Source organism: Pseudomonas sp. NPDC089401 (assembly GCF_044749485.1).
Taxonomy (GTDB): domain Bacteria; phylum Pseudomonadota; class Gammaproteobacteria; order Pseudomonadales; family Pseudomonadaceae; genus Aquipseudomonas.
The window spans coordinates 1-20631 of the sequence record NZ_JBIVIA010000019.1 but is presented as its reverse complement, the minus strand read 5'-3'; the positions used below and the strand labels follow the sequence as shown (position 1 = coordinate 20631).

Genomic DNA, 20631 nt, shown 5'->3' with positions numbered 1-20631 from the left:
CAGTCGTACCGATGAATATTCCAAACCTGCTCACCGTTCTACGCGTCCTGCTCATCCCGATCTTCATCCTGCTGTTCTATGTGCCCTATCACTGGAGCTACATGGCCGCCAGTACGGTGTTCGCCATCGCCGCCGCCACCGACTGGCTGGACGGCTACCTGGCGCGTCGCCTGGAGCAGAGCACGCCATTCGGTGCCTTCCTCGACCCTGTGGCCGACAAGCTGATGGTGGCCGTGGCGCTGGTGCTGCTGGTGCAGGTGCACGCCAATTTCTGGCTGACCTTGCCGGCGGCGGTGATCATCGGCCGTGAAATCGTCGTCTCGGCGTTGCGCGAGTGGATGGCCGAACTGGGGGCGAGGGCGCACGTGGCGGTGTCCAACCTCGGCAAGTGGAAGACCGCGGCGCAGATGCTGGCGCTGGTGATCCTGCTGGCCAACCCGCCGCTGGTGAGCTTCTGGGTCGTGCTTGGCTACGCGTTGCTGCTGGTGGCCGCGGCCCTGACCCTGTGGTCGATGATGCATTACCTGCTGGCCGCCTGGCCGCACCTGCGCGAAGGTTCGGAAAAAAAATAAAACTTTTTTGAATCAAGGGGTTGACGCCGTTTCAGATATCGCTAGAATGGCACCCATCACGACGCGGGAATAGCTCAGTTGGTAGAGCACGACCTTGCCAAGGTCGGGGTCGCGAGTTCGAGTCTCGTTTCCCGCTCCAGTTATAGATCTACAGAGTTCCACGGAATTCTGTAAGTCGTTGAAAAAAGGGCCTTCGGGCCCTTTTTTCGTTCCAGCGGAAACCACCGAAAACCGGCAGTATCCGGACATTTTAAGTCCAGGATTGAGTCCAGAATTGGAAAACGCCCAATTCGCTTTTCCGGTAGAGCTAGGTGGAGCACGAGACGAGCATTTGGCCTCTGACAGGTTCAGGAGGTCACCATGGCACTCTCGGAGATGGCGATTCGGCACGCCCGAGTCACCGGCAAGGACTATACGCTTGCTGACAGCGATGGCCTGATTCTTCATATGCTCCCCTTATTTGCTCGGTTGGCAGGCAAATCTCGAGATCAGCTCAATCGGGATATCAAAACTCGGAGGTTGCTCTCACTCCGTCTTGGGAATCGGGGGGCAGCGAGTCCCAGATTGGCAGCTTGATCCGTTGAAGCTCAAGCTGGTGCTTGCGGTATTCGAGGCACTGCCTGCGATGGGCGCTTGGGTGTCTACCGCATGCTGACCAATCCTCATGCAAAGCTGCGCGGAAATGCTCCTTGCACCGCTGTTACCCTTGATAATTTTGAAGAGCTTGTGAATCTTCTGGCTTCCATGTGATAGGCACGAAGATCGCCGCGAGGGGTCGATAACTGCTTAGTCGCGAATGGCAGCTTTCGACCCAGAGCTGCCGTTGAAAATGAAACGATCTCGTGAGCGCTACCGCGCACCCTGTGGGAGCGGGTTTGCCCGCGAAGCAGGCGCCGCGGTGGATGGCACCGGCTGTGCCGGTGTTCGCGGGTAAACCCGCTCCCACAATGGATGGTGGTCGGGCTCAACGGCAGCTTCGGGTCGAGAGCTGCCGGTCGCGAGACCGCTATCGACCCAAAGCAGACGCAGAGGTTGGGTCATGCGTAGCGCTACGCCCGGCAAAATTCCTGCTAGAAGATCTCAAACGGATATTCAGTAATTACTCGCACCTGGTCCTGATCACCACCGGTACTGCCATCACCACGGTGCCATGCCAGGCGCAACCGCACTGACAGGTCTTTGGCAGCGCCGCTCTGCACCACATAGCGCGCCTCGGCATCGGTCTCGAATTCCTTGTCGTCCTCCCCGTATTTGTTGGCGTAGGCGCCCTCGGTCACACGCGTGCCATCGATGTCCTGACCGCGCAGGTGGCGGACCATGAAAGTCAGCCCGGGTATGCCATACCCCGTCATGTTGAGGTCGTAGCGCAGCTGCCAGGACTTTTCCCCTGGCCCGTTGAAGTCGGAGTACTGCACGGAGTTGGGCAAAAAAATCGAGCCCCCGCTGCGTCCGGTATCGCCAAAGCCCACATAGTCGAATGGCTGGTCACCGGTTACCTGCTGGTAGGCGAGGGTCAGGGTGTGAGCCGCAAACTTGTAGGCAGCCTGGATGCCCCCGGCAGTGGTGTCGATCGTACCCGCCCTGGCACTGCCGTTGTCCAGGGTGCGATAGAGGTTGAAATCGAACGTCAGCGCCTGAGCGTTGATAAGGGGCAGCGCATAATTGGCATTGAGGTAGTACTGGTTCCAGATGTCCTGGAAACGGCTGCCATACGCCGCGAGGCTCAGATGGTCGGTCGCCTTGTAACGTGCACCGGCGTAATCGACTGCAGGTGTGGTGACAAGGGCATAGGTGGCCCAAAGCTCGCCGTCGCGGTTGGTGTTGACCTGGTCGGTGCCCGAGGTGAAGTGCCCCGTCTCCAGGGCGAGGCGGTCGATGTCGTTACTCAGCAGGTGGAAACCGGTTGCCGTTTGCGGCATCAGGCGGCTGACACTTTGCGCGAACACCGGCGCACTCGGCGAAATCTGCCCGTAGCGTAAAACGGTGTCGGCAATACGCGCCTTGAGCGCCCCACCGGCTCGCCCGTATTCATCGTCCGGATCACCGTCATTGCCTACCGGTAGATTGCCGGTGCCCGTGCGACCGCTGCCGGCATCGAGCTTGATGCCCCAGTAGGCAAATGCATCCACACCCACGCCGATAGGGCCTTGAGTAAAACCCGACTGGTAATTGGCGATAAAGGCCTGGCTCCAGTCTTTCTGGTTGCTGCGACCGCCGGCTCTGTCGGTGTTGAAGTAATAGTTCTTGGCGAGGATCGAAAGGCTACTGCCTTTTATAAAACCTTGGCTTTCAGCCTGGGCTGCAACAGCAGGGCCGCTCAACATCCAGGCTGCCAGCACGGCAACATTTGAAATGCCAACGGTGGCGATTTTGGTGAAATGAACAGCTCCATTCTTTTGCGCGCCCACTTGGCTGCAAAGGGAAGGCTTGTTAAGCATTGGCCATACCTGCGTTTTATTGAAGTTATGACGCACGACCTGAAGGGCAGGTGGCGTGAGTGGTTGGCAACGGTGAAGGCGTCTGCTTGTGGGGATCAGCGCCTCGCCTGAATAGTCGAATCAGGGCTGCGCGAGGCTGAATCAAGGAATCGACATCCTCTGTCATTTTTTCGCCGAGTGGCGAGGGGAGGGCGAGCAGGCAGGGGTTGAGAGCCTGCTCTCAAGCACTTGCGGGCAGAAGGGAGAAATCGCGATGTCGAACTTTTGATAGGAGTCGTCGGGTTGGCGAGACGTGTCGGGCAGGGTTTGCCCATATCGTGTTAGCACGCCAACGGGAACTTACCCATGAACAATGACAACGCATTGATCGACAGCCATGTGCACTTCTTCACCCAGGAAGATCTCACCGCACCAGGCGCTGAACTTCCTTACGCACTGCCGAACGCACATCCGCTGGTTGATTATCTCGCGACGCTGGCATCCAGCGGGCTGAAGCCGGTACTTTTGAACAATGTTCACCTGAGCATTCTTCCTGACTCCGCCAACGTGTTTTCGTCATTTGCCGAACTTGCTCGACTGCAGGTTGCGCATCCCGGCAAGTATGACCATGTCCGCCTGGTGGGTACGATCAAGGCCGATCCTGATTACGCCGATGAACGTCGTCTTGGTCATCCCCAGGTCGTCGGCGTTCGCATCGTGCTGCATGATGCGCCGCCGCAGCGTGTGGCGCCGGATGCCTACAGTACCTCGCCGTGGATGGCCCTCTACGAGCGTCTGGCCGCGCACCAGCATGTGCATGTCTACGCCCAGTCGGCCGAGACCAATGTGCGCGTACTCCGCCAGATCCCGCGTCAGGTGCGTGTAGTCCTAGACCATCTGGGCACCTGCCAGGTGGAAAAAGGTGCAGATGACGTGGCCTTCCTAGAGCTGCTCGAGGCGGCGCAGGCGCGTGGCAACGTCTGGTTCAAGGGGCCGGGGTACCGCACCTGCTCTGACGTCTGCCAGGTCTTGCCGTTCGTGACCCGCATCGTTGATGCCCTGGGCGCAGACAAACTGTTGCTTCAGGCCAGCGATGCCCCGCATGTCGGCGCCGACCCGCATGGTAATGCCTACAACGACTTGTTCGACCCGGTCGGCGCATTCGACTTCGTCCGCCGACTGGCCAATGCCGCCTCCGAATGCTGCAGCGCTACTGCCGACGAACTGCTTCACGGCGCAGCTCCCATTGTTTTTCCCAACATTGATTTTCCAAACCAATAAGCCTTCAGGCCACCAGGTGAAAAAATGAGCACTATCTCTACTCGCGACATCACGTTCGACGTTGATTTTGGCGGCGAAAAGCTGAGCCTCAACGGCACCGTCTTCGAGCCGGCCAACCCGGATCAAAGCCTGCCACCCGTGGTATTCAACTCCGGCTTCACCGGCGGCGTTTCGATGTATGGCCAGCTGTTCGGTCGTGCCCTGGCTGCCCGCGGCTACCGCGTGATGACCTACGATGTGGCAGGGTTCTTCAACAACAAGGCGGTACGTAACACTGCACAGGTCGACGGCAAGACCGTCACCAACGTCAGCCTCGAAGATCAGAAAGATGAAGTGCTCGGTGCAGTGGCCTGGGCACGCAACGCGTTTGGTCAGATGCCGGTAGTCGCTTCGTGGGCAATGGGCTCGGTGGCAAGCCTGGCAGCGATCGCTGAACTTGCGCGTGGCAACGGCGAGCAGGTGAAATTCTGGGTACCCATGAGCTACACCAGCATCCGTTCCCTGCAAGCCCTGCGTGCCGATGCCAAATCTGCCGATGCGGGCATCAAGGCACTGAACCCGAGCGCTGCTATCGCGCCCTTTGACACCGGCACCGAAGCTACCCGCCTTGGCTACTACCCACTGGACCCTGCCACCCAGCAGTATGTGGACGAGCAACTGGGCGCCTATACCGAAGCAGGCGGGGCCGATCGTTGGCCAGGTTGTGCCTGGGTCAGCGCCAAGTCCTACACCTCGTATGTCGCCTTCGACCCTGAGCAGGCCATCGAAGGTGCCAGCGGCTTCCCGCCTGCACTGATCATTCACGGTGCGAAAAACTCGCTGCACATGCCGGCGGAGTCCGAGCGCCTGTACTCGCGTTACCCGGGTGACGCCGGCGACGGTGTATTGGTGATTTCCGATATGCAGCACGGTCAGCAGAACGAGGCGAGCCACCCTGTGTTCCAAGCCATCATCCAGAACATAGATGAAGCCGTCCGCCAGCACCTGTAACCTGCCGCACCCGCAAGGATCCGTTCCGGGTCCTTGCCGCCCCACGTTGCCTTCACTCGCTTCATTTCGCCGAACCCAAGCCACTCCCGTATCCTGACGACATGCCGGACCTGACTGTGGTCCTGGTCAATCGCCTACCTGCCTGGAGCCCCTCATGGTTCAAACCGCCAAATCCACTGAAGAGTGCAAATGGATCGGTCTGTTGATCCTGCCGCAGTTTTCGATGATGGCGTTGGCCGGTGCCAGTGAACCCCTGCGTGCCGCCAATCGTCTGGCTGGCAGGACGCTTTACCAGTGGCAGCTGCTCTCTGAGACCGGCGGCACTGTCAGCTCCAGCAGTGGTGTAGAGATCAACACCTTGGCGCTGGATGAAGTCGACGCGCTGGACCGGGTCTTCGTGCTGGCCAGCCTCGACATCGAACACCTGCGCCCGCCGAAGATGCTTCGTTTTCTGCAGCGTGCCGCCGCCCAGGGCAAGACGGTGGGGGCCTTCAGCACAGGTACTTTCATCCTTGCCCGGGCCGGGCTGCTCGATGGCCGCAAATGCACGCTGCATTGGGAGTCGATCAACGAATTCGCCGAAGAATTTCCTGGCATCGAAGTCACCCGCGAATTGTATGTGAACCACGACAACCGCTGGACCTGCGCCGGTGGCACCGCTGCTATCGATTTGATGCTGGCGCAGATCTCTGTGGACTATGGGGGAAAGCTCGCGTCGGCTGTTGCCGAGCAGTTCCTGCATGCGCGCATACGGGGGCCAGAGGAGCATCAGCGGATGTCCATCCAGTGGCGTTTTGGCGTCCATGATCGGCGCATCACGGCCGCCATTGGCCACATGGAAGACAACTTCGAGCACGTCATCAGCATTGAAACGGTCGCAGAGCAGTGCAATCTGTCCCAGCGACAGCTTGAACGACTGTGGCATCAGCATTTCGGCATGACCCCGCAGCGCTTCTATCTTGACCTGCGCCTGGCCGAAGCCCGCCGGCTGTTGCGTGAAAGCAGCAAGTCGATTGCCTCTATCGCCTACTCGTGCGGCTTCGTTTCCGCCTCGCATCTGGGCAGCGCCTATCGCAAGGCGTGGGGTTGCAGCCCTGGGGAAGAGCGTCGAAAGTTTGATAGTGACGCAACGATCTGAGCCAGGCGTCGCGCTTTGATCATAAAAGCGTGTGCTGATATTCCAGAAATCTGATGCTGGCGCCTGCAGCGCTTGCCATTGATCCGCCACGAACCCATAGGCCGCGCAGGTTAAGGCGCGCAGGCCGGCGAACGTGCACGCCTGTGTACAGCCCCTGATCGCCGGGCGGGGACGGCTGACCCATCCGACGGTGCCGCAGGCACCTGTGTTGCCCGATCAGGCTGCGAAATGTCGAACTTATGACAGAGATCGTCGAACCTTGGTCTCAGGATCTTGGCCTGTGGGCGTTAATGTTTTCATCAACACCGGCATCCACTCCCAGATGAACCGGCGAATAACAATCCTGTGGAGAAAGGCACAAGAACAATGGAAACGTTAAGTTTCATCACCTCGAACCTGGAGTTGATTGCTCACCTGCTTGGGCAGCACCTCTACATCGTCTTCATGGCCGTCGGCCTTGCCATCCTCACAGGCGTGCCGCTGGGCATCTTCGTCTCCCAGCACCCGCGCGCCGGTCGCTGGATCCTGACCTTCGCCGCCATGCTGATGACCATTCCTTCTGCCGCGCTGTTCGGCCTGATGATCCCGGTGCTGTCGATCTGGGGGCAGGGCATCGGCATGGTCCCCGCCATCATCGCGCTGTTTCTCTACTCGCAGCTGCCAATCATCCGTAACACCCATACGGCCATTTCCAACGTCGAACCCGCCTTGCGCGAGGCAGCGCGGGGCATGGGCATGTCGTCATGGCAGCGCTTGTGGAAGGTCGAACTGCCACTTGCCACGCCGCTGATCATGGCTGGGGTGCGTGTCGCCACGGTGATCAACATCGGTATCGCGGCGATCGCCGCCTACATCGGTGCCGGAGGCCTTGGCAGCCTGATCGTACGCGGTATCGCCCAGTCCGATACCCGCCAGCTCATTGCCGGGGCGATCCTGATCAGTGTCATCGCCGTCGCTGCCGATTACGCGCTGTCCCTTCTTCAGCGTGCGCTGACGCCCAAGGGCGTGACCAAGCTCAACACCCTCAGCCTGAAGGAAACGACATTGTGATCCAGATTGATAATTTGAATAAGAAATTCGGGAATATCACGGCCGTAGAAGATGTTTCCTTCACCGTTCCAGAGGGTCAGATCTGCGTGCTGCTCGGCCCGTCCGGCTGTGGCAAGACCACTACCCTGAAAATGATCAACCGCCTGATTGCGCCGACTTCCGGCAAAATACTGATTGGTGGTCGAGACACCGCCGAGCTCGACACGGTCACCTTGCGCCGCTCGATCGGCTACGTGATCCAGCAGGTGGGGCTGTTCCCCAACATGACTGTCGAGGACAACATCTGCGTCGTGCCTGACCTGCTGGGCTGGGACAAGACCAAGAGCCGCAAGCGAGCCGCCGAGTTGCTGGAAGTCGTCGCCCTGGAGCCTTCGAAGTTCGCCAGGCGTTACCCCTGCGAGCTCTCCGGCGGCCAGCAACAGCGCATTGGCGTGGCGCGTGCCCTGGCCGCCGACCCTCCCGTGATGCTGATGGACGAGCCTTTCGGCGCGATCGACCCGATCAACCGCGACACGATCCAGGACGAGTTCATGCGCATTCAGCGCCAGGTCGGCAAGACGGTCCTGTTCGTCAGCCATGACATCGACGAAGCGGTGAAGATGGCTGACTGTGTCGCGCTGTTCAATGCGGGCAAGGTGGAGCAGTTCGGTACCCCCGACGACCTGCTTGCCCGGCCGGTCAGCGACTTCGTGGCCAATTTCATGGGCGGCGATCGCATCATGAAACGCCTGCGCCTGCTGCAAGCGGCCGACATTGCCAGCCAGACGCCACCGCAGGAGCACATCCAGGTCGTGGGCGATCAGGCAGGCACCGCTGCGTACACGCCAATCACCGTGTTGCCAAGCGATGACCTGCGTCAGGTGCTGTGCCAACTGCTCGGACAGGGCCGCGAGTGGGCGGTCTGCAAGGATCGCCAGGGCCAGTTCATGGGCTTCATTCATCAGCGCGACATCCTCGCGCGGCTGGTTGACAACACCACGGCGGTGGCGCGATGAACAGCCTCGAAAACATGATGGAGTGGCTTCAGGCTTACTGGAGCGAGGTCATCTACCTGTCGCTTCAGCACCTGCACATCGTGGCGGTGAGCAGTGCGCTGGCCATCGCCATTGCCTTGCCGGTGGGCATCTGGATGAGCCGCTCGCAAAACCAGCGGCATGCGCTGGCCGTGATGCAGGTGCTGAACATTGGCCAGGCGGTTCCCAAGCTGGCGCTGCTGGCCCTGGCGATGACACTGGTCGGTGTCGGCGCGCCTGCGGCGATCTTCGCGCTGTGGGTCGCCACGCTCCTGCCGATCACGGTGAACACCTATGAAGGGCTTCGTGCGGTGCCGCGGCATTTGCTGGAAGCAGCAGAAGCCGTGGGCATGACTCCCCGCCAGATTCTGTTCAAGGTTGAGTTGCCGAACGCCATGATCGTGATCTTCGCCGGCCTGCGCACAGCCCTTGCGATCAACGTCGGTACTGCGCCGCTTGCCTTCCTGGTGGGAGGAGGGGGCCTGGGTGAGTTGATCTTCACCGGTATCGACCTTAACGATTACGGGATGATGCTGGCGGGTGCCATCGCCACCGCGGGCCTGGCCATGCTGGTGGACATGCTCTGCGGGCTGGTGCAGCACGCCTCGGTGTCCCGTGGCCTGCGTCTGGCGGCACGTTGAGCCATGACCTACAACGACAACAACAGGTGCCACATGACCGCACGCGCAATCGTCTTCGCCTGCATGACCTTCCTGACGGGCGCCAGCCTCGCTGCCGAGCCGGTGGTGGTCGGCGGCAAGAAATTCACCGAGCAGCAGCTGATCTCGGAGATGACCACCCAACTGCTCAGAAGCAACGGCATGGCCGTGGACAAGCGCTCCGACTTGGGCTCGACCGTGCTGCGGGCCGCTCAGGAAAATGGCCAGGTGGACATCTACTGGGAGTACACCGGTACTTCGTTGATCATCTACAACAAGATCAAAGAGAACCTGGACGCTGAGCAGACCTACCAGCGGGTCAAGCAACTCGACGCTGCCAAGGGGCTGACCTGGTTGCAGCCGTCGAAGGCCAACAACACCTACGCGTTCGCCATGCGCAAGACCGAGGCCGAGGCCAAGGGCATCGTTTCGATTTCTGACCTGGCGGCGAAGGTCAACGATGGTGGCCACCTGAAGTTCGCCTGCAACGCCGAGTTCTACTCGCGCCATGACGGCCTTCAGCCGCTCCAGCAACGCTACGGTTTCAAGTTCGAGCGCAACGATGTGATGCGCATGGATGGCGGCTTGACCTATCTGGCGCTGCGCCAGGGCCAGGCCGACGTGTCGCTGGTGCTTTCAACGGATGGACGAGTGTCGGCCTTCGGCTTCGTCCTTCTCGAGGATGACAAGGGCTTCTTCCCCAGTTACGCCTTGACCCCGGTAGCGCGCACGGCGTTTCTCGACCTGCACCCCAACGTTGCGCCGCTGCTCAACCGGCTTTCAGCCAGTATCGACAGCCAGACCATCGCCGCGCTCAACGCTCGGGTGGATGTGGGGCGGGAATCCATCGAGAAGGTCGCCAACGAGTTTCTTGTTCGCAACAAGCTGATCACCCAGTAATCAACACCCGCCCATGGACTGTTCAGCCTCGTGCCAAGGCTGCACAGCGCCGTGGGCGCACTCGCGCCCATGCAGGGACCTGATATGCTCACCAACCCGATTTCGCTCATTGCCTGCACAGTGTCACTACTAGTCTGCGTATCCGCATCTGCTCAAACACCGGACGAAATGAACCTTCGTCAACTCCGCCAGGCCCTGGACGAAGGTCGGCTCACTTCTGAGCAGCTTGTGCAGTTCTATCAGGACAAGATTCAGCGCAACAATCATGTGGGTGACCGCATCAATGCGGTTATCAGCCTGAACGACCAGGCACTTGAGCAAGCTCGAAACTGGGATGCACAACGTAAAAAAGCGCCTGGCGCAAAACACAATGCACTTGCCGGTATCCCTTACCTGGCGAAGGACAACATCGATACCGTGCAGCTGCCGACCAGCGCAGGTTCATGGGTATTACGTGATTCGATGCCGCCCCGCGACGCCTTCGTTATCGAGCGGCTGCGCAGCGACGGAGCCATTGTGCTGGGCAAGGCCAATCTTTCCGAACTGGCAGCCTCCTATGGCAGGTTCGGCTATAGCTCACTCGGTGGGCAAACGCTCAACCCGCACAACCTCAAGCATGATGCCTCGGGCTCCAGCAGCGGTTCAGCCGCCGCTGTCGCGGCGGGCTTCGCACCCTTTGCATTGGGTTCGGATACCAGCGGGTCGATCCGCGCGCCGGCCAGTGTCACCGGCACTGTGGGCCTGCGCCCATCGTTGGGCGTGATCAGCCGCAGTGGTGTCGTCCCGTTGTCGTTGGCCTTCGATACAGCGGGTGTGATTACCCGGAGCGTACTCGATCAAGCCATCGTGCTGGATGTCATAAAGGGTAGCGACCAGGCGGACGCGGCCACCGCCAACGTCGATTCGGCTTCGATGCAGTTTGTCGAAGGGCTGGAGCAGTCAACCCTCAACGGCCGGACGTTGGCGGTGGTGACCAACTTCATGGGTGCCAATGCCCAGGTTGATGCCGTGTTTGAAGCGGCCCGGCAGCGCGCGAGGGAACAGGGCGCCAAGCTGGTCGAGGTGGTTTTGCCCAAACGCTATGAAACACTCTGGGCCGGTGTGCTGGGGCCTGTCGGCGACGCCGAATTCCAACCGCAGTTCGAGCGCTACCTGAGCACGCTGAACGCCCGGCAGCCCAAGACGTTGGCTGAGTTCGTGAAGCGCGCGGAGCAGCACCAGGAGCAACAGCAAGCTTACCTGATGAATCCAAAACGGCTGGCTGCGTTGAAGGCATTGAGCGAGCAAGCTGCAACAGATTCGCCTTTGTACATTTCCCTCCTCAGCAACACCATACCCTCGCTGCGCACAGAGCTCAGTGCCTTGCTAAACCAAGCAGGAGCAGAGGCCTTCATGTTTCCTACGATTGACTGCCCGGCCTCGGTGGTTGAAGGGCAGCGCGATTCAGCTCATGTCTGCAACACGCCAGATACCTACGCCAGCGCCTATATCGCCTCAGCCACGGGGTTCCCTGAGATATCCGTGCCGGCCGGGACGGTAGAGGGCAATTTGCCCGTGGGTATTTCGTTCCTGGGGTTATATGCAGAGGATGAGAATGTGGTCCGCTTGGGCTATGCATTTCTAGGGAAGTAGGAGCCATGCCCTTTGGAGTCGTTGCGTCCGTTTTGCTTGATGGCAGGCGGACTGGCGTTGAAAGCTCCAGTCTGGGCTGCTGTACTGACTACCTTGATCCGAGCGGGTCATCACCTATCGCTTCGGCTTACCGCTTCAAACCGCAATCAGCAGTGCATCAATGGCTACGTCGGACATCATTGACCAAACCATGATCTGGCGTCCTCAAGGAATCTTTCGTGCGTTACGATCTCATCAGCCTGGATCTGTTCATCACTGTCGCCCAAGAGCGCAATCTCACGCGTGCCGGGCGGATCAAGCACGTCGCTGTGTCGGCGATCAGCAAACGGATCAGCGAGCTGGAAGCACAGGTCGGCTCGACGCTGCTGCTGAGAAATGCACGGGGAGTGGAACTGACGCCCGCGGGGCAATCGCTGCTGTTCTATGCCCGGCAATTGAAACAGACGCTGGCTGAACTGGACACCGAACTCAGTGGCTATGCCAGTGGCGTCAAAGGGCATATCCGGGTGCATGCGATCACCTCGGCACTTTCCCAGTTCCTGCCCCAGGATGTCGCGGGCTTTGCTGCGTTGTATCCGCAGATCAAGTTCGACATCGAAGAGCGGGTGGGGTCTGCGGTGATTCGCGCCGTCGCCGACGGCCGCGCAGATGTGGGCATCATTGCCGCGCAAACTGCCCCCGAGGGCCTGGAAACCTTTACCTACAGGCACGATGAGCTGACGTTGGTCGTGCCCCACGGCCACGAACTGGCGACCCGCATGTCGATCAGTTTCAAGGAGGCGCTGGCGCATGAGTTCGTCGGTCCGCATCTGGAGAGCTCGGTGCATGCCTTGCTCACCCATGAAGCCAACAGGCTTGGCCTGGCCCTCAAGCTGCGTATCCGGATCAGCAGCTTCGATTGCATGTGCCGCATGGTTTCCAATGGGCTGGGCGTCGCCGTCCTCCCGCGCAGCGTGGTGAGCCAGTATCAGCGCAGCCATAAACTCAAAGCGGTGAAGCTGGACGAACCCTGGGCCCAGCGCACGCTGCTGCTGGTGCTGCGAAGCTATGAAAGCGCTCCCGCCACACTCAAGACGTTCATCGATCACTTGAAATTGCCTGGTTGAGATACCTGGCAGCGTTCTCGTTTGGAGAACGCTGCTATGGTGATTGACCAATTTTCCTTCAGTCGTCGCGCTCGTAGTATCGGCTCATGCGCAGTGCCGCCTGCTTTCCCAGGGGGCCTGTGAACATTATAAGAAGCCGAGCGATTCCAGTATGACCGAGACTGCCTGCGACCTCTTCAGCCCCCTGGTGATCAACGACGAGGCGTTCACCATCGTCGACCTGAGCAAGATGCTCGATCACGATCAACTGGCCAAGCTGCCTTACTCTATCCGTATCCTGCTGGAGAACGTCGCGCGCTGCTCGCCCCAGGCGCTGCGCTCGGTGTTGGCGAGGGCGATTGGCCAGGGCCCCGATTGCGAGGTGCCGTTCCAGCCGAATCGACTGATGTTCCATGACACTACATGCCTGCCGGCGCTGGCCGATTTCGCCGGCATGCGCGACGTGGTCGCCGAGCTTGGCGGTGACCCGCAGGCGATGAACCCGCTGATCCCGGCAGTGCTGACCATCGACCACTCGGTGATTGTCGAGCGCTTCGCCGAGGCGGATGCGGTAGAGCAGAACCTGGACATCGATTTTCGTCGTAACAGCGAGCGCTATCGTTTCATCAAGTGGGCACAGAAGAGCCTGGACAACTTCGGGGTGATCCCGCCAGGCACCGGCATCATTCACCAGATGAACATGGAAGCCCTGGCCCACGTGGTCTGGCAAACACCCGGCGCAAACGGCGAGCGCCTGCTGCACCCGGACGACATGGTCGCCACTGACAGCCACACCCCGATGATCAACGCCATCGGCGTATTGGGCTGGGGCGTAGGAGGCCTGGAAGGGCAGGCGGCGATGGTCGGCGAGCCGGTGCCGATCAGTTTCCCCAAGGTGATCGGGATTCGCGTCACCAATGCCCTGCGCCCAGGTGTGACTGCCACGGACCTGTCGCTGCACGTGGCCGAGATCCTGCGTCAGCGCTCGGTCGTCGGCAAGTTCGTCGAGTTCACCGGCCCTGGCCTTTCCACCTTGAGCTGGGCGGCCCGCGGTACCGTGTCGAACATGGCGCCGGAATACGGCGCCACGGTGGTGTTCTTCCCGTTCGACAACGAAACCCTGGCCTATCTGGAACTCAGCGGTCGTTCGGCGAAACTGCGCGAGCAGGTGGTCAGCTACATGAGTGCGCAGCCGCTGTGGCGCCGTGACGAACTGCCCGAGCCAGAGTTCGACGAGCTGATCGAACTGGACCTGGCCAGCATCGAGCCAAGCGTCGCCGGCCCGCATCAGCCGCACCAGCGACAGCCACTGTCCAGGGCGGGTGCCTCGTTCCATGAAGAAGTGCTTGGCGCTGGCAAGCTGATCGATGCGCCGCAGGAGCAGCGCTTTTTCGAACCTTCGTTTGGTCAGCCAATCACCCACGGGGCCGTGGTGATGTCCGCCATCACCAGTTGCACCAATACCGCCAACCCGGCGCAGATGATCCAGGCCGGCCTGCTGGCCCGTAAAGCCCGCAGCCTGGGCCTGCAGCGCAAGCCCTGGGTCAAGACGTCGCTGTCGCCTGGTTCTCAAGTAGTGGCTGACTACCTGGCCGAGGCCGGGCTGCTGGAGGACTTCTCTGCCCTGGGCTTCGACCTGGCCGGTTTCGGCTGCATGACCTGCATCGGCAACTCCGGCAAGCTCGAAGAGCATGTCGAGGCGTTCGCCGATCAGGGTCTCAAAGGTGTGGTCGTGCTGTCGGGCAATCGCAACTTCGAAGGTCGAGTCAACCCTAAGGTGCCGGCCGGTTATCTGGCTTCGCCTGCCCTGTGCGTGGCCTATGCCATTGCCGGCAGCATCGATGTCGACCTGACCACGCAGCCGTTGGCTACCGATGCCGAAGGCCAACCTGTGTACCTGCATGACCTGATGCCATCGGATACCGAGATCACCGCGCAAGTCGCCCGTGTGGTCAAGCCCGAGTTCTTCCAGCAGCGCCTGGCCACCGTTTGGGACGGCACCCACCATTGGCAGGCACTGTCGGCCGAGGGCAGCGTGCAGTTCCCGTGGAGCCCGCAGTCGACCTACCTGCGTCGCCCGCAATACCTGGCCGATATCCAGGCCGAGCCCAAGGCTTCCCTGGCCATCAACGGTGCCCGCGCGCTGATGGTGCTGGGCGACAACGTCACCACCGACCATATCTCGCCGGCCGGGGCCATTCCGGCCAACAGCCTGGCCGGCCAATGGCTGCTGGAGCGCGGTGAAGACCCGCAGGACCTCAACCAGTACTCCACCCGTCGCAGCAACCACGAAGTGATGCTGCGCGGTGCCTTCACCAACAAGTCGGTGAAGAACCGCCTGCTCGGGGAGTCGCAGCCAGGGCAGGGCGCCTGGGCCTGGAATGCCGACCACAGCGAGTGCCTGCCCCTGTACGAGGCGGCCAAGAGCTACGCCGCCCAGCACACGCCCATGGTGGTGTTCGCCGGGATCAACTACGGCGCCGGTTCCAGCCGCGACTGGGCGGCCAAGGCCCAGGCCCTGCTGGGGGTCAAGGCGGTGGTGGCGCAGAGCATCGAGCGGATTCACCGCAGCAACCTGATCGGCATGGGCGTGCTGCCATTGGTGTTCCAGCCCGGCAAGAGCGTCGATGACCTGCGCCTGGAGGGCAACGAGCAGTTCGACTTCATCGGCCTCGACGAGCTGGTGGTGGGGCAGAACGAGATCGGCCTGATCATCCGCCGTGCCGACGGCCGACGCGATGAAGTCACGGTCATCGCCCGTATCGATTCGCAGCAGGAAGTGCGTTACCTGAGCAACGGCGGCGTGCTGCCCTTCGTGATTCGCAAGGTCGTGGCGCGTACACGGCAGTGATCTCACCACGGCCTCGGTTGGCGGGGCCGCCAGACAACAACAATAAAAAGGGAAATCCCTATGCACCGCGAACAACCCCCTGTTGTCGCGCCCGATGCCGTGAGCGCCGAGCACACGGATATCGGCAGACGCATCGTCCTCAAACAACTGGGTGCAGCCGCTGGGCTGGGCCTGTTGGGCGCGATCTTGCCGACTGGCATGGCCAGTGCGGCAAGCGCCTTGTCTTCGAACCCTTCTGCAAGCGGGAGAAACACCCCTATGTTCGCGTACGTCGGATCGCGCACCACTCGTGAGCGTAATGCGCGTGGTGATGGCATCACGGTCTACCGCCTGGACCACCAGGCGGGCACGCTGGAGAAGGTCCAGGTGGTCGGTGACCTGGTCAACCCATCCTTCCTGGCCTTGAACCGTGCTGGCGACCGCTTGTACAGCGTGCACGGTGACCGCAGCGAGGTCAGTGCATTCACGGTCGACAAACAAAGCGGCAAGCTCAGCCTGCTCAACCGGGCCAGCTGCGAAGGCAAGAACCCCGTGCACCTGGCACTGGACCCGAGCGAGCGCTTCATGGTGGTGTCCAACCACATCACCGGTACCCTGGCAGTGCTCAATGTCGGCGAGGACGGCGCCCTTGGTACGGTCAACCAGTTGCTGAAGCTGGAAGGTCCGCTGGGCCCGCACCGCGTCGAGCAGCCCTTCGCCAAGCCGCACTTCAACCCGTTCGACGCCTCCGGCAACTTCGTGCTGGTGCCGGACAAGGGCCTGGACCGGGTCTTCAGCTTCCGTTTCGACAACGGCAAGCTGCACCCGGCCGAGCAACCGTTCGCCGTGGCCCGCGAGGGTTCCGGCCCACGTCATATCGCCATGCACCCGAAAGCCGGGTTTGCCTATGTGATCAACGAGCTGGATTCGACCGTCACCAGCTACCGCTTCGATGCGGCCAGTGGTGCGCTGAGCCCGCTGCAGGTGCTGCCTTCGCTGCCCGCGACCTTCACCGGCAACAGCCGTGCCTCGGAGATCGAGGTCGACCGCAGCGGCCGCTTCCTGTACGCCTCCAACCGTGGCTACGACAGTATCGCGGTGTTCGCCATCGACCAGGGCAGTGGCTTGCTCAGCCCGGTCGAGTACGTACCGAGCGCAGGCAAGACGCCACGCTTCTTCTCCCTGACCCCCAACCAGCGCTTCATGTTCGCCCTCAATGAGGATAGCGACAGCATCGTCTCGTTTGCAGTGGACCCACAAACCGGCGCGTTGAACAAGACCGGCTTCGCGGTTTCGACCGGCAGTCCGGTGTGCATGATCTTTTCTGCCTGATGTTCCGTTGTATCGATAACAATTAAAGGGGCAGGCCACGGCTTGCCCTCGATGAGGCCCTTATGAACAACAACAAAACTGTCGACGAACAGGCGATCGTGCGCAAGGTCACCCTGCGCATCATCCCGTTCATGTTCCTGCTGTACATCGTGTCCTACCTGGATCGCGCCAACATCGGTTATGCCGCGCTGGAGATGAACAAGGAGCTGGCCCTGACCAGCGAGGCGTTCGGCTTCATTTCCGGGATCTTCTTCATCGGCTACTTCCTGTTCGAAGTGCCCAGCAACGTCATGCTCAACAAGTACGGTGCGCGGGTGTGGATTGCCCGCATCCTGGTGACCTGGGGTGCGATTGCTGCCGCCACCGCCTTTGCCCAGACCGCCAACCAGCTGTACGTGCTGCGCTTCTTCCTCGGTGTGGCCGAAGCCGGCTTCTTCCCGGGCGTGATCGTCTACCTGACCTACTGGTTCCGCGCCAAGGAACTGGCCACCACCGTGGCACTGTTCACCGCAGCCATTCCGGTCAGCTACATCATCGGTGCTCCGCTTTCCACCTGGATCATGGACAACGTCAAGTGGTTCGACTGGAGCGGCTGGCGCTGGATGCTGTTCCTCGAGGGCATTCCGGCCGTGTTCCTCGGCATTGCCTGCTTCCTGTTCCTGACCGACAAACCTGAGCAGGCCAAATGGCTGAGCCAGCAGGAAAAGGACTGGCTGCTGGCCGAGCTTGAGCGCGACCGCCAGAGCCGCAAGAACGTCAAGCGTCTGGGCGTGTTGCAAACCATGGTCAACAAGAAGGTGCTGTACCTGGCCTTCATCTACTTCGTCTACCAGTGCGGCAGCCTGGGTGTGGGTTACTGGATGCCGCAGATCATCAAAGGCTTCTCCGGCGACCTGAGCCATACCCAGATCGGCCTGATTGCCATGGTCCCGTACATTGTCGCCACGGCTGCGATGATTATCTGGTCGCGCAGTTCGGACCGGCGTAACGAGCGCAAGATGCACTCGGCCATTCCGCTGGCGGTCGCAGCGCTCGGCTTGATCGGGGCAGGCATGCTGCCCAGCGCGGTGGCTTCGATGGCCATGATCTGCGTCGCGCTTTCCGGCCTGTACAGCTTCAAATCGCCGTTCTGGGCACTGCCGACGCTGTTCCTCGATCGTGCCACTGCAGCGGTGTCGATTGCCGTGATCAACTCCATCGGCAACCTCGGCGGCTTCGTCGGGCCATCGATGATCGGTGTGGTCAAGGGCAGCAGCCAAAGCGCAGCCACGGGCTTGCTGTTCCTCAGCGCCTTGCTGGTCATCGCCTTCCTGATGACGGCCCTGATGCGTGTCACCAACAAAGACCCTGATCAGCCCGTGGCCGCCTCGGCCCACTGATCCTGAAGGGGGCCGCCACCCGGCCCCCTCGCTGACCTCGCTTCCTTTCATTGCCTGGTGCCATGCCCCGGGCCGGGCAGTCTCATGCCAACCAGATGGAAATCGGCAGATGCACAACAACAAGAACATCCTGCGTACCCTTGTCACCCTGTCTCCCTGCATGATCGCCGGCGCAGCCAGCGCCGAGGGCTTCGTCGATGACAGCAAGCTCAACCTGCAGATGCAGAACTACTACCTGAACCGCGATTTTCGCGATGGCAGTGCACAGTCCAAACGCGAAGAGTGGGCCCAGGGTTTCCTGCTGGACTTTCGCTCCGGCTACTCGCCAGGCAGCGTCGGCTTCGGCCTCGATGCACTGGGCATGCTCGGCATCAAGCTCGACTCAAGCCCAGATCGCGCTGGTACCGGCCTGCTGCCAGTCCACGATGACGGCCGTGCGGCGGATGAATTCAGTCGATTGGGCCTGACCGCCAAGGTCAAGGTGTCGAAGAGCGAGCTCAAGTACGGCACCTTGATCCCCAAGCTGCCCACCGTGCAGGCCAACACCGGGCGCATCCTGCCGCAGACCTTCGAAGGTGGCCTGCTGACCAGCAGCGAAATCGACGGCCTGACCTTTACCGGTGCGCGCTTCAATCGTATGACCGACCGCGATTCCACCGATGCGCAGAAGATCACGCTCAACAACAAGAACCGGCGTTTTTCCGGTGCCGTGAAAGGGGATGACTACTGGATTGGCGGTGCCGACTATGCGCTGAGCAAGACGCTGACCCTGAGCTACCAGTACGCCGAGTTGCAGGACGTCTACCGGCAGAACTTCTTCGGCGTCAATCACAGCTGGAGCATCGGCCCTGGCAAGCTCAAGAGCGATCTGCGCTACATGCTCAGCGACGATGCCGGCAACGCCCAGGGCGGCGCCATCGACAGCGGCGCGTTGAGCGGCATGTTCACCTACAGCCTGGGTGGCCATGCCTTCGGTTTGGGCCTGCAGAAGATGAACGGTGATACCTCGATGCCGTTCCTCAACGGCACCGACCCTTATCTCACCAACTACATCCAGCTCAACGACTTTGCCGAGCCGGGCGAACGTTCCTGGCAGCTGCGCTACGACTACAACTTCGCTGCGATCGGCATCCCCGGCCTTACCTTCATGACCCGCTACGTCAAGGGCGACCACGCCGACCCTGCCACCAGCAACGAAGAAGGTCGCGAGTGGGAGCGCAACACCGATATCGCTTACGTGTTCCAGTCGGGCGCATTGAAGAACGTGGGCATTCGCTGGCGTAATGCGGCGTACCGCTCCAACTTCGCCCGCGGCACCGACGAGAACCGCCTGATCGTGTCGTATACCTTACCCATCTGGTGAGGCCCCGCTCCTACGCGCTCCCTGCAGGAGCGGCTTGAGCCGCGAAGAGGCCCTCACTGACACCGGAGAACCCAATGTCCACCTCAATCACCCCAGCCCTCCTGGCCGAACTGGCCCCCAACGGCATCCTCACCGCCGCCATCAACTATGGCAACCCGGTCCTCGCCCAGCGCGGCCCTGATGGCGAACCCCAGGGTGTCTCGGTCGCCCTGGCCAAGGCACTGGCTGAAGAACTCGGGGTTACCCTGAACATGCACACCTTCGATGCCGCCGGCAAAGTCTTCGCCGCTCTGGAGGAGGGGGCCTGGAACCTTGCGTTCCTGGCCATCGAACCGGTCCGCGAAGCGCAGATCTTCTTCAGTGAGCCCTACGTGCTGATCGAGGGGACCTACCTGGTCAGGCAGGAGGCGCCGTTCGCCAGCGTCGACCAGCTGGACGCTGCGGGCCTGCGCCTGGCCGTCGGCAAAGGCGCAGCTTACGACCTGTATCTGAGCCGCACGCTTGAGTCTGCCGAGTTGGTCCGCGCTGAAACCTCGGCCGGCGCCGTCGACCTGTTTATCGACCAAGGCCTGGACGCGGCTGCCGGCGTTCGCCAGCCGCTGCAGAAAGTGGCGGATGGTGACGCGCGTTATCGGGTGCTGGATGGCGCCTTCACCGCCATCCGCCAAGCCATGGCGGTGCCCAGGGGCAATGACGCAGCCGCTGCGTATGTACGTGATTTCGTCGAGCGCAGCCTGAGCAGTGGCTTTGTCCGAGGCGCGTTGCTGGCCACCGGGCAGACCGATGTCAGCGCAACATGCTGACTGAACCCGATCGCCTGCCTGGCGGGCGATGTGATCTCCAATCCGAAGCAAAACCTGAGGTACGAAGTAAAATGGCCAAGGCCGCCGATGTCGTTGTGCAATGCCTGGAAAACGAAGGTGTCGAGTATGTGTTCGGCATTCCTGGTGAGGAAAACCTCGACCTGCTGGAATCCCTGCGCAAGTCGAA

Annotated in this window: 17 protein-coding genes and 1 tRNA gene; 17 read left to right on the top strand and 1 reads right to left on the bottom strand. The window is 61.2% G+C overall.

Annotation, left to right across the window (positions count from 1 at the left end):
- Positions 1–11 precede the first annotated feature (11 nt).
- Complete coding sequence (gene pgsA / locus ACIP21_RS27600) at positions 12–572, top strand: CDP-diacylglycerol--glycerol-3-phosphate 3-phosphatidyltransferase (protein ID WP_400694615.1); 561 nt, start codon at positions 12–14, stop codon at positions 570–572.
- A gap of 63 nt (positions 573–635) precedes the next feature.
- Positions 636–711, top strand: a tRNA-Gly gene (locus tag ACIP21_RS27595).
- Between the two features lie 931 nt (positions 712–1642).
- On the opposite strand, the gene ACIP21_RS27590 is transcribed toward ACIP21_RS27595, so the two are convergent.
- Positions 1643–2896: an OprD family porin gene (locus ACIP21_RS27590; RefSeq protein WP_400694704.1), complete on the bottom strand. Its 1254-nt coding sequence runs from the start codon at positions 2894–2896 to the stop codon at positions 1643–1645.
- A 459-nt stretch (positions 2897–3355) separates the two neighbouring features.
- On the opposite strand from ACIP21_RS27590, the gene ACIP21_RS27585 reads away from it, so the two are divergent.
- The 15 genes from ACIP21_RS27585 to ACIP21_RS27515 all read left to right on the top strand — a co-directional run.
- Positions 3356–4270: an amidohydrolase family protein gene (locus tag ACIP21_RS27585; protein ID WP_400694613.1), complete on the top strand. Its 915-nt coding sequence runs from the start codon at positions 3356–3358 to the stop codon at positions 4268–4270.
- A gap of 24 nt (positions 4271–4294) precedes the next feature.
- Positions 4295–5260, top strand: coding sequence for an alpha/beta hydrolase (locus tag ACIP21_RS27580; RefSeq protein ID WP_400694612.1), 966 nt, complete (start codon positions 4295–4297; stop codon positions 5258–5260).
- Positions 5261–5414: 154 nt separating this feature from the next.
- Positions 5415–6398, top strand: coding sequence for a GlxA family transcriptional regulator (locus ACIP21_RS27575; RefSeq protein WP_400694611.1), 984 nt, complete (start codon positions 5415–5417; stop codon positions 6396–6398).
- Positions 6399–6764: 366 nt separating this feature from the next.
- Positions 6765–7448, top strand: coding sequence for an ABC transporter permease (locus ACIP21_RS27570; RefSeq protein WP_400694609.1), 684 nt, complete (start codon positions 6765–6767; stop codon positions 7446–7448).
- Positions 7445–8443: an ABC transporter ATP-binding protein gene (locus ACIP21_RS27565; RefSeq protein ID WP_400694607.1), complete on the top strand. Its 999-nt coding sequence runs from the start codon at positions 7445–7447 to the stop codon at positions 8441–8443. The genes ACIP21_RS27570 and ACIP21_RS27565 overlap by 4 nt, the downstream gene beginning before the upstream one ends.
- The gene (locus ACIP21_RS27560; RefSeq protein ID WP_400694605.1) at positions 8440–9102 is read left to right on the top strand and encodes an ABC transporter permease; all 663 of its coding nucleotides are present in this window, start codon (positions 8440–8442) and stop codon (positions 9100–9102) included. The genes ACIP21_RS27565 and ACIP21_RS27560 overlap by 4 nt, the downstream gene beginning before the upstream one ends.
- 33 nt (positions 9103–9135) lie before the next feature.
- Positions 9136–10020 carry a glycine betaine ABC transporter substrate-binding protein gene (locus ACIP21_RS27555; protein ID WP_400694603.1) on the top strand — a complete coding sequence of 295 codons (885 nt, stop codon included), beginning with the start codon at positions 9136–9138 and terminating at the stop codon, positions 10018–10020.
- Positions 10021–10104: 84 nt separating this feature from the next.
- A complete protein-coding gene (locus ACIP21_RS27550) occupies positions 10105–11652 on the top strand; it encodes an amidase family protein (RefSeq protein ID WP_400694602.1) in 1548 nt (515 codons plus the stop codon).
- A gap of 218 nt (positions 11653–11870) precedes the next feature.
- Entirely contained in the window at positions 11871–12758 is an 888-nt protein-coding gene (locus ACIP21_RS27545) for a LysR family transcriptional regulator (RefSeq protein ID WP_400694600.1), read from the top strand.
- A gap of 151 nt (positions 12759–12909) precedes the next feature.
- Positions 12910–15588, top strand: coding sequence for an aconitate hydratase AcnA (gene acnA, locus ACIP21_RS27540; RefSeq protein ID WP_400694599.1), 2679 nt, complete (start codon positions 12910–12912; stop codon positions 15586–15588).
- 258 nt (positions 15589–15846) lie between these two features.
- A complete protein-coding gene (locus tag ACIP21_RS27535; protein ID WP_400694597.1) occupies positions 15847–16899 on the top strand; it encodes a lactonase family protein in 1053 nt (350 codons plus the stop codon).
- A 62-nt stretch (positions 16900–16961) separates the two neighbouring features.
- Positions 16962–18278, top strand: a complete 1317-nt coding sequence (locus tag ACIP21_RS27530) for an MFS transporter (protein ID WP_400694595.1) — start codon at positions 16962–16964, stop codon at positions 18276–18278.
- Between the two features lie 109 nt (positions 18279–18387).
- Positions 18388–19641 (top strand): OprD family porin, encoded by a 1254-nt coding sequence (locus ACIP21_RS27525; protein ID WP_400694593.1) that lies wholly within the window; start codon positions 18388–18390, stop codon positions 19639–19641.
- Between the two features lie 74 nt (positions 19642–19715).
- Entirely contained in the window at positions 19716–20444 is a 729-nt protein-coding gene (locus tag ACIP21_RS27520) for a transporter substrate-binding domain-containing protein (RefSeq protein WP_400694591.1), read from the top strand.
- Positions 20445–20515: 71 nt separating this feature from the next.
- Positions 20516–20631 (top strand): thiamine pyrophosphate-binding protein (locus ACIP21_RS27515; RefSeq protein ID WP_082477096.1); only part of this gene is annotated, 116 nt, incomplete at its 3' end.